The sequence below is a fragment of the Solibacillus sp. FSL H8-0538 genome (assembly GCF_038003525.1).
GTDB lineage: Bacteria > Bacillota > Bacilli > Bacillales_A > Planococcaceae > JBBOPI01.
The window spans coordinates 2,542,097-2,557,424 of the sequence record NZ_JBBOPI010000001.1 but is presented as its reverse complement, the minus strand read 5'-3'; the positions used below and the strand labels follow the sequence as shown (position 1 = coordinate 2,557,424).

Genomic DNA, 15,328 nt, shown 5'->3' with positions numbered 1-15,328 from the left:
AGGTATGTCCATGCATCTATATTACATCCAAAAATAATGAATAATAAATAACTTGTGAACCATACTATTTGAGATTCCACTTCTAATCGAACATTGAACAGGAGGGTTACTACGATGAGTAGATCCGATGAAGAAAGTTCAAAATCAGAGGATGGTCCACCACGTTACAATTCGTGAGGTTTTAAGTGTTATCGTGAGGCTTTCCCTATAATTATGGGGAAGCCTCTTTTTATACGTTTAGAAAACACGATTAATTTCATACGATGTAATTCTTTATGTTGCTGGGTAAGAAATGTCTTGTAATTCCGTGCATTTTATTGCATGTATTAACGATGAAACGGCGGATGTATTAGGAAATGTATTTTATACCGTAAAGTGCTACTAATAAGTTAATGTCCATGATTTATTGTAGCGGCCATTTTTTTTGCGCTTAAATTTTAATGTTCATTTGTCCAAATAGAAATTGTTTGATTTGTCGATTTTTTCATACGACTTATTCTAAATTAAGCGCCAAAACCTTCCTTTGACACATATTTGTGGTTATGTCGTATGTCAAATCCACCAAATTCAATTTCTGTGTTTGAAAATGTAGTGCTTAAAAAATGAAAAATAATTTCTTCTCGTACTAACAATGTGAATTCATCGGTAAAATCTTTTTGTCTAAAACATAGAGGCGGTGTATTAAGTTTGTCTCAACAAGTTAGGTCAGTTTAAATGATTTTGTGCTTTTTAATTTTTCCGATACCTTTCATTACTGTACAGAATAAAACCATTAACAGTCCTAAAAATTGCGAACCCAGCTAAGGCCAGTCGTTCCTTCGCCCGTATGGACACTAATGCTCGAGCTTAAAGGAAGTATTATAAAATGAATGAAAGGGAATTCTGCTTGGAGTTCTTCTTTCCAAAGCTCGGCATCTTCATTGTTATTACTATGAACAATGGCCACCTCGGAAAAGATAGATTGTTTTAATTCTTTACGCAGCATGTCTGTTACATAATGTTTTGCTCGTTTATATGTTCGTACCTTATCCCTTAACACAACATGGCCATTTTGAAATGATACAATTAACTTTAATTTTAATAAATTTCCTATTAATGCTACAATTCCTGGTACACGTCCACTTTTATATAGTTGCGTTAAGCTTGCCGGAATACCTGATAGTTCAACATGATTTACCATTTCTTCAAGCACACTCACGGTTTCTTCAACTGTAGCGCCCTCTGATGCAAGTGTATGCCCGGTTTCGAGCATTTTACTCATAGGATAGGAGATAATTTTTGAATCAATCGCATATAGAGGGAAATTCGCTTGTTTTGCTGCCGCCATAGAGCTTGCATAAGTACTGGATAATACACTTGATGGATGGACTGCAATGGCACATGCATAACCCTCCGCTTTTAATTGTTTGTATAGATACAACATTTCACCAAAGATAGGTTGCGATGTTGTCGGGAGAACTTTTGCATTTCGCATCTTTTTATAAAACTCAGCAAGCGTCAAATCCACTTTTTCTCTATAAGCTCCATCTTCAAAAATCACATTTACGGGGAGTACATGGATGTTTAATTTTTCAACAAATGCATCATCTAAAAAAGCTGAAGTATCCGTTACCCAAGCAATTTTTTCTTGCATACAAATTCGCACCTACTTTCATATAATGGGAATTGGAATTAGAAAAAAACCTTTTTCAGTGGGTAAGAAAGTATAACTTTCCCATCCACATAAGTAAGGACATCACCTCGCCCTTTTTCGGACGAGGTGTGTCTTTCTAAACTGATAAGAAAGTATAACTTTTTGATAATGTCTAGGCATTCGCGCCGCACGCTCGAGGTCGCGGTCTGTCCTCTAGCGAAAGTGGTGGGGCGTTTACTTTCGCTTCGGGCTCGCAAGTAGCTTGCCCGCGTGCAAACGGGCGCGAATGCGCTTTTCTTAACATGAATGATATGTTGAGGGAACAATATTAAGAAGCAAAATGTTATCCAATATCATCAAACCTATTTCTAATCTATGTTCACAACTTATAGAATCTTAAAAGTGTCATTCATATATGGTATGAAAGATTGTATTCGTAATATTACCGTGTATATAGATGATGTTACAAATGTATCCGTGATGCTGAATTAAAGTATTACCGAGGTGAGTTTGAATGCAACTAAAGTTTACTATATGAAAAACGCTACAAACCCTTATCAGTTCAGGGTTTGTAGCGCTTTTGGATTTTTAGTTTTAGTCGTTGTTACTCGGGAAAGCAAATGTTGATACAGATTCGCTATTTTCTTCAAACCATTTTTCTGAAATTGTTTTTGTTTTTGTGAAGAAACGTACTTGGTCGGGACCAAACATATGACCTTCACCGAATCTAGAGCGTTTCCAACCAGCAAAGTTATGATAACCGACCGGAATTGGAATTGGCACATTCACACCAACCATCCCAACTTCGATTTCGGATGTGAATTTTCGAGCGGCAGCCCCGTTATTTGTGAAGATGGTTACGCCGTTTCCTAGTTCATGTTCATTGATTAAATCAATGGCTTCTTCTAATGTAGCCACGCGAACGACATTACGTGCAGGGCCAAAGACTTCTTGTTCATAAATTTCCATACCAGGCTTGACGTTATCTAATAGTGTAGGTCCTAAATAGAACCCATCTGATGTTTCAGAAATTTTCGGGTTGCGACCATCGCATACTAAAGTAGCGCCTTCTTCTAAGCTACGGTCGATAAAACCAACGATGGCATCTTTAGATTGTTTGGTAATAACAGGACCAAAATCAACTTCTGAGTCTGTATAAGGTCCAACTTTTAGTTTTGAAATTTTATCAGCGAGTATTTTTACAAGGTTGTTCGCTGTTTCTTCGCCAACAGGAACGATAGTTGAAATCGCCATACAACGTTGGGAAGCAGCTCCGTACGCAGCCCCTAAAAATGCATTTGCTACTTGTTCTAAATCAGCGTCGGGCATAACAACCATATTGTTTTTACCACCACCTAATGCCGTAACGCGTTTACCATGCTTGGCACCGGTTGTGTAAATATAGTCTGCAATTTGAGTTGAACCTACAAATGAAATTGCTTCAATTGTCGGGTTACTTAATAACTCGTTTACCGCCTCTTTGTCGCCATTAATCACCGTCCATACGCCATCTGGCAAACCAGCTTCTTTCCAAAGCTCTGATAAAAATAGTGCTGAGCAAGGGACACGTTCAGATGGTTTTAAAATGACTGCATTTCCGACTGCAACAGCCATACTTGTAATTGCAAGTGGTACCATCACAGGGAAGTTGAATGGTGAAATTGCTGCAACGACACCGAGTGGAGCTTTTGTAGAGTAAGCGTTAATATTACCGCCGACATTTACTGAATACTCACCCTTTAATAAGTGTGGTGCGTTTATCGCTAAATCAACAGACTCTAAGCCGCGTGTAATTTCACCCTTTGCATCCTCAATCGTTTTGCCACTTTCCGTACAGATAATCTTTATTAGCTCATCAATGCGATCTGTCATCAAGTGACGGAACTTCATAACAATTTCAGCGCGCTTCCCGACAGATAGTGCACGCCATGCTGGAAATGCTGCTTTTGCTTTTGCAATTGCATCGTGCACTTCTTCTTTGGATGCAAGGGGAACATGTGCAATGACTTCACCTGAACTTGGGTTGAATACATCTGAGAATTTACCACTTTTCCCTAAAACTACTTCTCCATTAATAAAATGACCAAGTTCTTTTATTTCTGTATTAACTACCATGTATTTATTTCCTCCTAAGTTTAAGTTTTTAGGCTTTGTTAAAGCTTACTGCTAATAATCGCGAAAATGGCCTCGCTTTTCGCTTCATATTCCGATTTATAAATTACGGATTAGAGGTTTTTATTGAAGCGCGTTTAAGGCGTTCGTGAATTTTTCTACGATGAAATCTTTTTCTTCCAATGTGATTATTAGTGGGGGAGATAGTGTTAACACATTGTTAAAACCTGCAACTGTTACACCGTTTTTGCCGATGATTAGTCCTTGTTCTTTACATAAACCGATCACTTTGTTGACTGAGGTTACGTCGATTGGTTCTTTTGTTTTTTGATCGCTCACAAGCTCAATGCCGATGAGCAAGCCTTTACCACGAATATTTCCTACATACGGATGGTCTTTCAGTCGTTCTTGCAGCTCAGCAAGTAAAATGGCGCCCATTTCTTCAGAGCGTGCAAATAGATTTTCGTTTTCCATAATTTCAATATTTTTTAGAGCAACAGCACAAGCAGCGGGAGAGCCACCAAATGTATTCACGTGGCGGAAAAATTCGTACTCATCGCTACCTTTAAACGCTTCATAAATTTCACGTCGAACAGCTGTTGCCGATAGTGGCATGTAAGCACTCGTTAAACCTTTTGCCATTGTCACAATGTCCGGCTGAATGCCATAGTTTTGGAACCCAAATGGTTTGCCAGTACGTCCGAAGCCACAAATTACTTCGTCAACAATGAGAAGGGCACCGTGTTTTTCGCAAACAGATTTTACGCCACGTAAATAATCTTCATGTGGCATAATCACACCGCCACCAGTAATAATTGGCTCCATAATCACCGCTGCGATTGTATCTGATAATTCCCAAGTCATCACATTATCGATGGCCTGAACAGAAGGGAGCGATGTTGGATCTTTAATATGGTCTTCATTAGCTCGGTAAGAATCGGGTGGTGGGACATGAAGAAAGCCAGGTGCTAACGGTTCATATTTTATTTTACGTTGCGCTTGACCTGTTGCAGCTAATGCCCCCATTGAGCTACCGTGGTAAGCACGATAACGAGAGATAAATTTATAACGATTTGCGTGTCCTTTTTGCTGATGATATTGGCGTGCGATTTTAAATGCTGCTTCGTTCGCTTCAGAACCGCTATTGGAGTAAAACACAACGTACTCCTCACCAAGTAATTCGCTAATTTTTTCGCTCAATTCAATGGCAGGGATGTGGCCAACTGATAGTGGTGTATAGGAATTTTCAAGCAATTGTTCGTAAGCTGCTTTAGCAATCTCTTCTCGGCCGTAACCAACGTTGACACACCATAAACCTGACATCGCATCTAAGTAACGCTTTCCATCGATGTCTGTAATCCAAGCTCCTTCAGATTTTTGAATGATCATCGTTGCATGAGGATTGTATGGCTTCATGGAATGCCATACATGCTGTTCATCTTTTACTTGCCAACTTTGACTTGTTATATTTGCCACTGTGGATCACCACTCCTTTGATATTGGTCATGTTATAATTTTATTATTCAATTTTTCAAACAATTAAGCACTAGACAAAATGTAAAATAGTTGAGTTGTACCTTTTCACAAAAGACAAATCATATCGTTTTTTCAGTGAAGTTCCACTCAGCAGCAAATAGCATCAATTCTAACGCTAACCGCTTTTCAGGCTTCATAAAATCATTGCCAAGTAACTGCTCGATTTTCTCCAATCGATGATACAGTGTTTGCCTAACGATAAAAAGGCGCTCAGAAGTTTCTTTTTTTAGACCATTTGTTTGCAAGTATACTTTTAACGTTTCGACTAATTTGCTGTTATGCTGAAGGTCATATTCAATGAGTGGGTGTAAATAATCTGCCACCATATCCATAATGGATGGATTTTTTTGTAATTGTAAAATTAAGTGATGGAGATGCAAATCTTCATAGAAATACGAAAATTCTTGTGATTTCCATCGAATTTGCAAGGTGTCCTTCGCTGTATGAAAGCTATTTTTTACATCTTGTAAATGGGTGACGTATTTTCCAACTGCAAACATAATATTTAAATTGGTATATTTGTATTTCTTATTATTGTCGTTTATTTGTTCGATCGCTTGCGTTATACGTTGTTTATATGTTTCTTGCTCACGTAAGTTCGCTAAAATAAAAATAAGTTGCTGTTTTTTTTCTAATAGTAACGGATAAAAACCAAGCTTCTCAAACACATTTCGCGTAAACAGCTTATAGTACGTTAAATCGTTATTTTTGCTTTTTTTGATATGATGGATCATGACAATCCAATGACTAGTAGAGGCACGTATATGATGGTCTTGAATAAAATGCGATAACTCTTCGGCATTGGATACCCCATTCAGCCAACCTTCCAAAATTTCACGATCTTCCATTCCTTTTTTCTCTTCAATATATAAATCCCGCAATAAATATTGTGATAGTGCAATAACAGTTCGATCCAGAATAAGTGCATCGTATTCATTAATGACACGCTGTGGAGATAATAAACAAACCTCACCGTAGTATTGACTCAAAATATTAACTTCACAGCGAATAAAATGGTTTGCTGATTTATCTGGATTGGATTTTTGCTGGATCATTTCATACTTGTCTTGATGAATATTGGGGATAAAAATAGGTTTTTGCCCGTTGAAAGTAAAGACGACCTGCAAACCTAAGTGTTTATATAAATGCATTAAAATCTGCTCATAGTTGTTGGCAGTTAGTGTGTATTTATTAATTTGTTGTGCGTAGTCTTCGAGGTTTTTAACGATTCCATATTGTTGGTTAATTAAAATGCTGTGTATTTCTTGTGTTATTTCAACAAAAGCTACTTCCTCATGAAAAGCGATAAGAGGGAATTGATAGTCCGTGGCCATTTGCTGTACCGAGTCAGGTATTTTTTGTACGGAACTACCTAACTCAATGCATAGCCCAGCAGCTTTTGTTTCAATTAATTGCTGAATAAACTGAATAAACCCATCATTATTGTCTTTTAAATGAATGCCAGTCGTCAAAATTAATTCATTTCCCTTTAATAACTTTGTAGCATCCATATTTTCAACAATATGTACCCATTTAATGGTATTTAGCTGTCCTTTATCGCCTGCGATTAGTTTAGCGCTACTGAATAAACTTTTCGTCATGACATCTGCTACAGTAAGTGAAAAACCATTCATAATGTCCTCCCCCTTCTAAATTAAGCAGCAGTTTTATTCAATTATTAGCTAGACTGCTTGTTCATAAGACTACCTGATAATTTTCAAAAGGTGTCTCATTTAAAGAAATATTCCGAAAATTATCGTTGTGAAAATATATAAATTTGGATTATTTATGCATCAAAACATCTTCTATCAAAAAGGCGATATAAAGATTCGTTTTTGTAAATGGATTACTTAAATCCATATCTAATAGCATTTCTATTTTTTTGATTTTATAAAGGACCGTGTTGCGGTGTATAAATTGTCGTTCACTAATTTTACTTGTACTGCCGTTTTCTTCGAGGAAAATACGTAAAAACGATACGTAATCCGTTTTGTGTAACTCGTCATAATGATAAAGTTGTCCCAGAATATCTTGGTTGAATGATTCGATCAATGCTCGATTTTGCACATCCATAATAAGTTTATAAGTACCAATGTCTTTATATTTGTATAAGAATCGGTTGTTATGCAGTTGTGCTAATTTGATGACAGTTAGTGATTCATCGTAGCTTTTACAGACATTTTCAAGCTCCTTATGAAAATTACCTTTGCCAATGATAATATCTAAGCTCCCATTTTTCTTAGTGACTTTGTCGTAAATATCTTCAACTGTTTTTGAAAAGGGGATATTTGGTGTTTTCATTTGTGTTCGGCCGATTAAAAAGATGAGGTGGTTTTTATACTTTAGTTTTAAAAAGCGTTGATATCTATTTTGGAAAGCGAACTGAATCATGACCTCGTAACGTTCAATACTGCTTTGTGCACCGATTGTAGTACAAGTAATGATGGCGAGCTCTGTACCTTGCAAGAAGCCGAGTTGAGCTAAATTTTGTTCTATGAAATCACTGTGGTATTTGTAGTGGAAAAGTAAGTTCGATAAGGTTTTTTCTTCGTTCGATTGTTCTTGGTGGTGAGTGGCGATAAATTGAAATGTCGTTTTTAAAAGATCCGCTACACGACGATTCCACTGCATTTGGAAAACTGGGAATTCATGTTCGTTGGCAAAAGTAATGACCGATTTAGGAATTTCAGGGATGTAAGGACCCGTATTAATAATAAAACCGGCTACTTTTTTACTGTACGCTAATTTAACTAGTTGTTCTAAGGAAGCATCTTGGTGCGGAAAGTTAATACCTGTTGTAACGACTAATTCATTTGGTCGGCAAAACATGATTAAATCAATGCTTTCTACTACATTTATACCTGTAACTTTTCGATACATACCATTATATCCAGCTACTAATGTAAGCATAGGGAATTGAGCTCCCTCCACAATCTTGTGAATTGTCCCCATAACAACCCCCCTTATTATGAAAATAACATACCATATATAATGTGCAGTTGCACAATTTTTTTTAGTTTAATATCCATATCTTCCAAATTTACTCTATTTTAAAATTTAAATAACAATTGTTTTTTTAATGAATGAGAAGAGGGGGGAATAGAATATGTATAAATGTAATAGTAGCCGATTGCAAGAGTCGATTGAAAGATTTAGTAAGTTCGGAGCTACTACAAATAGCGGAGTAACTCGTTTGTCTCTTTCGAAAGAAGATATTTTAGCGAGGGACTATTTTTGTGAGTGCTGCAAAGAGCTAGGTATGGAGATTAAAGTAGACGATATGGCGAATATTTATGCAATTCTACCAGGAAAAAATGATGTCCCACCAATTGTGATGGGGTCACATTTAGATTCGGTAGAAAAGGGAGGCAAGTTTGATGGTGTCTTAGGTGTGTTAACTGCTATAGAAGCTATTCGAACGTTAAAGGAAAATGATATCGAACTAGATATTCCACTAATGATTGTGAACTTTACGAATGAGGAAGGTGCTCGTTTTGACCCTGCAATGATGAGCTCCGGCGTCATTTCTGGGAAATTTGAGAAAGATAAGATGTTACAGTCTGTCGATAAAAACGACATCACATTTAAAGCGGCACTACAAGCGAGTGGATATAAAGGGAAAGAGGAGAATCGTTTAAAAGAAGCGCTCGCCTATATTGAACTCCATATTGAACAAGGTCCGGTATTAGAAGCAAAGCAATTAGAAATTGGTGTTGTCGAAGGCGTTTTAGGCATGGTTTGTTATGAAGTTAACATTACAGGTGAATCCAATCATGCGGGAACAACACCGATGTCGATGCGTAAAGACCCGATGATTGTCGCGTCCAAAATCATTGCGAATTTACATGAGCAGCTTGGGAGTATCGACGAACAATTAGTGTACACATTTGGCCGGATGAATGTTACACCTAATATTCATACAGTTATTCCAAATAAAGTAGCATTTACTATTGATTCGCGACATCAAGATCCAGAAGTGATGCGAAAAGTAGAAGAAATACTACAAGGATTACCTTCACAGGAACAGGGCTGCTACGTCGTTCCAGTAAAGCTATGGGGACGAGATACCGTATTTTTTGATTCAGCCATTTGTGATGAAGTAGAAAAATCATGTCACGGCTTTGGCTATTCCTTCAATAGAATGTTTAGCGGGGCAGGACATGATGCGCAATATATCGCTAGCATTATCCCCTCAGCGATGATTTTCGTACCGAGTATTAACGGAAAAAGTCATTGCGAGGAGGAAGAGACAACATTTGAAGACTGTGCAAAAGGTGCAGATGTGTTACTTGAAACGGTATTGACGCTACAAACAAAGTTTAGCATCGGAAAAACATCATTTATTTCAAATTAATCAGTTGAAGGGTGAGGGATTCAATGAAAAGAATCATTACAGGTGGATTAATTGCAACAGCTTCAGATGTATATGAGGCTGATTTATTAATAGAAGATGGGAAAATCGTTCAAATTGGCAGAGATTTATCGGCGCCAGGAGCAGAGATTATTGATGCAACAGGCAAATACGTTATGCCAGGTGGGATTGATCCACATACGCATTTAGATATGCCGTTTAACAATACGGTGACAGACGATGATTGGAAGTCTGGTACGATCGCAGCTGCATTTGGAGGTACTACGACAATTTTAGACTTTTGCTTATCTGCTGGTGAAGAAAAGCTTGGGGCGGCTGTGCAAAAGTGGCATGCAAAAGCACATGGAAAATCGGCAATTGACTACGGGTTCCACTTAATGATCGGTGATTTAACGCCTGAGACAGAGGAGGAATTACCGCTCGTACTAGAGCAGGAAGGAATAACGTCCGTGAAGGTTTTCATGGCCTACGCGAAAGAATTCCAAGCGACAGACCGCACGCTTTTCAAAGCATTCAAAATCGCAAAGGAACTGGGTGCTGTCGTCATGGTACATTGTGAAAACGGCTCTGTAATTGATGAACTAGTTGAAGAAGCGAAACGTGCAGGTCATACAGAACCGATATATCATGCACTTACTCGTCCAGCAGAAGTGGAGGGGGAAGCGACAAAACGAGCAATCGAACTGGCGCATATTGCAGGTGCCAAGCTTTACGTCGTACATGTTACTTGTAAAGAGGCACTAGATGAAATTATTAAAGCGCGTGAAAAAGGGTATGACGTGTATGGAGAAACATGTCCGCCGTATTTAACGCTAGATCAGTCCGCGTTAGCTCAGCCAGGTTTTGAAGGTGCAAAATATGTCTGGTCACCACCTCTTCGTCCGAAACATCACCAAGAGCATTTATGGAATGCATTAAAAGCGAAGCAACTTCAAACAATTGGTTCAGACCAATGTTCATTTAGCTTTAATGGGAAAAAGCAATTAGGGTTAAATGATTTCTCGAAAATTCCAAATGGCGGTCCATTTATCGAAGATCGCTTTAGCATTTTATTTTCTGAAGGTGTGGCGAAAGGGAGAATTTCAATTAATGAGTTTGTCGATATGATCTCGACAAGCGCAGCAAAAATTTTCGGTCTATATCCACAAAAAGGGACGATTGCAATCGGTTCGGACGCAGATATCGTACTTTTTGATCCAACTGTAAAACGTGAAATTTCAGCGAATACACATCATATGAATGTAGACTATAACCCGTATGAGGGATGGGAAGTAATAGGCGAGCCAGTCAGTGTATTCGTGCGCGGGGAATACGTTATTAAGAATAAAGAGTTCGTAGGGGTATTAGGTAGTGGACAATATATAAAACGATCACTACAGCCAACTGCAAAAACAAGTGTAACGTCAAGCTAAACCGAAATTCACGAGGGGGGGATGAGGTAAATGGTTCCAATTCAAGAAAATGCAATGACTGCACGATTAAAACGAAATTTTGTTGAGATGATTAGCGGAATGTCCAAAAATGAAGCGATAGAAGAGGCGAATCGGTGCCTGTATTGCTATGACGCACCATGTATTACAGCTTGTCCGACAAGTATTCAAGTCCCAAATTTCATTAAAAAAATTGCTTCGGGTAATTTAAAAGGTTCAGCCATGACAATATTAGATGCGAATCCGATTGGTGCAAGCTGCGCAAGAGTTTGTCCGACTGAAGAGTTATGTGAAGGTGCATGTGTATTAAACTCTTCAACTAAGCCAATCAAAATCGGTAACTTACAGCGCTATGCAACAGATTGGGCGATGAAATCGAATGTCGAGTTATTCCAAAAAGGACAAAGCAACGGGCAAAAAGTTGCAATTATCGGCTCGGGTCCTGCTGGTTTATCTGCAGCGCGTGAGCTCGCTCGTTTTGGCTATAGCGTCACAATTTATGAAGCTGAATCTAAAGCGGGTGGTTTAGGCGCTTATGGCATCGTGTCATTCCGTCTACCGAATGAAGTAGTGGAGTGGGAAGTAGAGCAAATTGTCAAACTCGGTGTGGACATTAAAACGAATACGACAGTAGGTGTGGATATTTCTGCTGAAGAAATCCTAAATCAATACGATAGCGTCATTTTAGCGATTGGTATGGGGGCTGTGCCTAAACTAGGGATTGAAGGTGAGGAACTAGCCGGCGTTCATGATGCAATCGAATTTGTAAAGCAAACAAAAATTGGACCACTGCCAGATAACTTGGTCGGTAAGCGCGTGGCTGTCATCGGTGCTGGTAATACGGCAATCGATGGTGCCACATGTGCCGTTCGATTAGGTGCTGAAAATGTGAAAATGCTATACAGAAGAACTGAAAAAGAGATGACTGCGTATAAATTTGAATACGAGTTTGCAAAGCAAGATGGTGTTCAATTTGAGTGGCTGACTGCTCCGAACAAAATTATCGGGAATGAGGCAGGACAAGTAGTTGCCATAGAATGCGTCAAGATGAAGCTGGGGGAGCCTGGTGCAGACGGTAGACAAAAACCTGAAGTCATTGAAGGCTCAAATTTTGTCTTAGAAGTGGACGCTGTTATTAAAGCGATTGGTCAAACACGCTACGTATCTCTAATTGAAGATTTTGGTTTAAAGCATACGTATGGTGTAGTAGATATTGACGAGGCGACAATGCAAACTTCGAACAAGAAAGTGTTTGCATGTGGAGATGTCGTATTCGGAAACGGTCAAGGTGAAGCAATGGTTGTGACAGCTGCGCAGCAAGGTAAAGACGCAGCATATGTCATACATGAGTATTTAAAAGAACCAAGCGAGATAGCATAAAGGGGGGAATGTGAAATGGCAGACTTACGAATAGATTTAGCAGGGATTAAATCGCCAAATCCATTTTGGCTAGCATCTGCACCACCGACAAACTCAGGTTATCAAGTGCAGCGCGCATTTGAAGCTGGTTGGGGTGGAGCGGTATGGAAAACGTTAGGTGAACCGATTTTAAATGTTTCATCGCGATTTGCGGCAGTTAGCTATAACGGACAAAGGGTAGCGGGCTTTAACAATATTGAGCTAATTACAGATCGTCCGTTAGAGGTGAATTTACAAGAGATTTATGAAACGAAAAAAAGATTTCCGAATCATGCCATTATTGCTTCCTTGATGGTCGAGCCGAAGCAAGAGAAGTGGCATGAAATTGTTAAACGAGTAGAAGAGGTAGGGGTAGATGGACTTGAACTGAATTTTGGTTGTCCACATGGGATGGCAGAACGAGGGATGGGCTCTGCCTCTGGTCAAGTGCCGGAATTGGTTGAAAAGCAAACATATTGGGTCAAAGAAGTAGCACGTACGCCAGTCATCGTCAAGTTAACGCCGAACATAACAGATATTACGGTCACAGCAGAGGCTGCCGTCCAAGGCGGAGCAGATGCAATCAGTATGATTAATACGATTAACAGTTTAGCCGGTGTCGATTTAGATTCATGGAATACGATACCTCATGTTGCAGGTAAAGGCGCACATGGTGGCTATTGCGGACCAGCTGTAAAGCCAATCGCACTAAATATGGTTGCAGATTGTGCACGCAATCCTAAAATAAATGTGCCCATTTCAGGCATCGGTGGCATTTCAAATTGGCAAGATGCTGCGGAATATTTGTTGATGGGTGCAACGGGTGTACAAGTATGTACAGCAGCGATGCATCACGGATTTAGTATCGTGGAAGATATGATTGATGGACTTAATAACTATTTAGATGATAAAGGACTTGCATCAGTAATGGATTTAGTTGGTCGCTCAGTGCAACGTTATTCCGATTGGGGCGACTTAGACTTAAATTACAAAATTGTCGCTGAAATTAATAACGATGTATGTATTAACTGTAATAAGTGCCATATCGCTTGTGAAGATACGTCGCATCAATGTATCGATTTGTACACAGAAAGCGGTCGTCCGATGCTCAAAGTTCGTGAAGAAGACTGTGTAGGCTGTAATTTATGCTCCATTGTTTGTCCTGTAGATGGTGCGATTTCGATGGTCGAAAGAAAATCGAATATTCCACCAATGACTTGGAATGAACGACAAGCAATACTCGGCAGTTATACTCGATAAAACAGTAAAAGTCAAACTGTAGGATGATTATCGGAATTTTGAAAGTGAGGTGTTTGTATGTCAGATTACTTACAAAGTGAACATGAAATGAAAAAAGTAGATGACTATTTACAAACTGGCTATAAAATCAAATACGTTTATGAAAATTTAAGCGGAATGTTTGTTGGTTTTGAACGCCAGAATGAAGTCATCCGTTTGCAAATTCTTACTGCGGATGCACGTAAGTATTTTTCGGCAAAGCTTCAAGAACAAACGATGGTGCAGTAACGTTTTGAAACATCTCAAAAATCAAACGGCCACAACAAATAAGTTGTGGCTTTTCCTATGTATAATTTTGTAAAATAGATATAAAAACTACTAGGGGAGATGGCATCATGGTAAAAAATATTTCAAAAGGTTTAGGACAATTAGTAGACGGGGCAATTTCAGGCGTAGGTGAGCTTGCTAGTAAAGGTGTGAAAAAGGCGGGCTTTGATGAGGCAGCATATTTCATTGAAGATACAACGTCCATGATTGGCAAAGCTTCAGGTGGGAGTATTGCCATGACAGGCCAAGCGGTGGAAGGTATTTATAAAACAGCCAAAGGGCAAATCCAAAAAGATGATTTTGAGCGTTCAGAGGGCGTCGATGAATTGAAGGATGCCGGAGGACGTGTTGTACGTAGTGTTGGCTCATTTCTTAAAAATGGCGTAACAAATGTATATGAAACAGGTGCAGGTCTTGCTACTAAAGATTATGACCGCGCGAAAAAAGGTGCTGTTAATGTTGCTAAACTCGGTCTTGTTTCAGCATTTGCCTTTACAATTGTTGATTTAGTCGAGGGGACAGATGAGGTACAGGCAAGAGAAATTCAATCGATTAATGCAGCACTAGTAGGTGACGTGCATCCAGTAACAGGTGTTCCTTTTGAACTAAACGAAGTGCATTATGATGGACAAGTGATTACGGATGCTTTTCCGGTATTCGAGAGCTCATTTAAAATGCAACTACCAGAAAGTATGTATTTAATGACAGATGATGCGCAGTTCCGTTTTGCGAATGCGCAGCTAGCAGATGCTATCGCGGCGCAGCCAAGCTTAGCGGCGGAGATTGGATTAACAGAAGGACAAGTAGCAGATTTATATTTAAATGAAACGCCAAATGGTTTCGTATGGCATCATCATGAGCAGCCAGGTACTTTGCAATTAGTTGATGAGAAGGTACATGATCAAACTGCTCATACAGGTGGCCGTTTTATTTGGGGCGGAGGGTCAGTATATCGTTAAGGAAGAAGGCAAGGTCATATTCTTCTATTCTTACATCTGTTTTGATAAAGAATGCGGAGTAGCCTACAGTTAGGAGTTCATTTACGAGTATTTTTCCTTTGTTTTCTTGTACATCTGCTAGTACAACATGTGCATCTGCCTCTGCATACGCTTTTGCAATCCCTTTTCCAATCCCATGTGCTGCGCCTGTAATAATAACGTTTTTTTTTATTAAACAACTAATTTCCTCCTAAATCTTTGTTAGTGAAACTATTTTTCAAAAAAGCGCAATTCTTGTATTTACTATTATTATAACTTAGGTTTACTATTATTAAAAAAGTGT

The 15,328-nt window shown here is 38.9% G+C and carries 12 protein-coding genes; 6 read left to right on the top strand and 6 right to left on the bottom strand.

The features are described 5' to 3' along the window. Positions 1-781: 781 nt before the first annotated feature. The 5 genes from MHH87_RS12165 to MHH87_RS12145 form a co-directional block, all read right to left on the bottom strand. A complete protein-coding gene (locus MHH87_RS12165) occupies positions 782-1,633 on the bottom strand; it encodes a DegV family protein (RefSeq protein WP_340749572.1) in 852 nt (283 codons plus the stop codon). 594 nt (positions 1,634-2,227) lie between these two features. Then, complete coding sequence (locus MHH87_RS12160; protein ID WP_340749571.1) at positions 2,228-3,748, bottom strand: CoA-acylating methylmalonate-semialdehyde dehydrogenase; 1,521 nt, start codon at positions 3,746-3,748, stop codon at positions 2,228-2,230. A 120-nt stretch (positions 3,749-3,868) separates the two neighbouring features. After that, a complete protein-coding gene (locus MHH87_RS12155) occupies positions 3,869-5,221 on the bottom strand; it encodes an aspartate aminotransferase family protein (protein WP_340749570.1) in 1,353 nt (450 codons plus the stop codon). 119 nt (positions 5,222-5,340) lie between these two features. Further along, the gene (locus MHH87_RS12150) at positions 5,341-6,915 is read right to left on the bottom strand and encodes a PucR family transcriptional regulator (protein WP_340749569.1); all 1,575 of its coding nucleotides are present in this window, start codon (positions 6,913-6,915) and stop codon (positions 5,341-5,343) included. 148 nt (positions 6,916-7,063) lie between these two features. Continuing rightward, entirely contained in the window at positions 7,064-8,233 is a 1,170-nt protein-coding gene (locus MHH87_RS12145; protein ID WP_340749568.1) for a PucR family transcriptional regulator, read from the bottom strand. A 154-nt stretch (positions 8,234-8,387) separates the two neighbouring features. On the opposite strand from MHH87_RS12145, the gene MHH87_RS12140 reads away from it, so the two are divergent. From MHH87_RS12140 to MHH87_RS12115, 6 genes are all read left to right on the top strand, one after another. Beyond that, positions 8,388-9,635: a Zn-dependent hydrolase gene (locus tag MHH87_RS12140; RefSeq protein ID WP_340749567.1), complete on the top strand. Its 1,248-nt coding sequence runs from the start codon at positions 8,388-8,390 to the stop codon at positions 9,633-9,635. A gap of 23 nt (positions 9,636-9,658) precedes the next feature. After that, positions 9,659-11,065, top strand: coding sequence for a dihydropyrimidinase (hydA, locus tag MHH87_RS12135; RefSeq protein WP_340749566.1), 1,407 nt, complete (start codon positions 9,659-9,661; stop codon positions 11,063-11,065). Between the two features lie 30 nt (positions 11,066-11,095). After that, a complete protein-coding gene (locus MHH87_RS12130; RefSeq protein ID WP_340749565.1) occupies positions 11,096-12,463 on the top strand; it encodes an NAD(P)-dependent oxidoreductase in 1,368 nt (455 codons plus the stop codon). A gap of 15 nt (positions 12,464-12,478) precedes the next feature. Beyond that, a complete protein-coding gene (gene preA, locus MHH87_RS12125; protein WP_340749564.1) occupies positions 12,479-13,741 on the top strand; it encodes an NAD-dependent dihydropyrimidine dehydrogenase subunit PreA in 1,263 nt (420 codons plus the stop codon). A gap of 57 nt (positions 13,742-13,798) precedes the next feature. Then, entirely contained in the window at positions 13,799-14,008 is a 210-nt protein-coding gene (locus MHH87_RS12120; RefSeq protein WP_340749563.1) for a hypothetical protein, read from the top strand. Between the two features lie 107 nt (positions 14,009-14,115). Next, the gene (locus MHH87_RS12115; protein ID WP_340749562.1) at positions 14,116-15,006 is read left to right on the top strand and encodes an HNH endonuclease; all 891 of its coding nucleotides are present in this window, start codon (positions 14,116-14,118) and stop codon (positions 15,004-15,006) included. Here the strand turns inward: MHH87_RS12115 and MHH87_RS12110 are convergent. Beyond that, positions 14,975-15,199 (bottom strand): SDR family NAD(P)-dependent oxidoreductase, encoded by a 225-nt coding sequence (locus tag MHH87_RS12110; RefSeq protein ID WP_340750986.1) that lies wholly within the window; start codon positions 15,197-15,199, stop codon positions 14,975-14,977. The genes MHH87_RS12115 and MHH87_RS12110 overlap by 32 nt on opposite strands. Positions 15,200-15,328 lie beyond the last annotated feature (129 nt).

Coding starts and splice junctions, on each gene's coding strand:
- MHH87_RS12165 (WP_340749572.1), bottom strand. CDS start 1,633: ATGCAAGAAAAAATTGCTTGGGTAACGGATACTTCAGCTTTTTTAGAT.
- MHH87_RS12160 (WP_340749571.1), bottom strand. CDS start 3,748: ATGGTAGTTAATACAGAAATAAAAGAACTTGGTCATTTTATTAATGGA.
- MHH87_RS12150 (WP_340749569.1), bottom strand. CDS start 6,915: ATGAATGGTTTTTCACTTACTGTAGCAGATGTCATGACGAAAAGTTTA.
- MHH87_RS12145 (WP_340749568.1), bottom strand. CDS start 8,233: ATGGGGACAATTCACAAGATTGTGGAGGGAGCTCAATTCCCTATGCTT.
- MHH87_RS12140 (WP_340749567.1), top strand. CDS start 8,388: ATGTATAAATGTAATAGTAGCCGATTGCAAGAGTCGATTGAAAGATTT.
- hydA (WP_340749566.1), top strand. CDS start 9,659: ATGAAAAGAATCATTACAGGTGGATTAATTGCAACAGCTTCAGATGTA.
- MHH87_RS12130 (WP_340749565.1), top strand. CDS start 11,096: ATGGTTCCAATTCAAGAAAATGCAATGACTGCACGATTAAAACGAAAT.
- preA (WP_340749564.1), top strand. CDS start 12,479: ATGGCAGACTTACGAATAGATTTAGCAGGGATTAAATCGCCAAATCCA.
- MHH87_RS12120 (WP_340749563.1), top strand. CDS start 13,799: ATGTCAGATTACTTACAAAGTGAACATGAAATGAAAAAAGTAGATGAC.
- MHH87_RS12115 (WP_340749562.1), top strand. CDS start 14,116: ATGGTAAAAAATATTTCAAAAGGTTTAGGACAATTAGTAGACGGGGCA.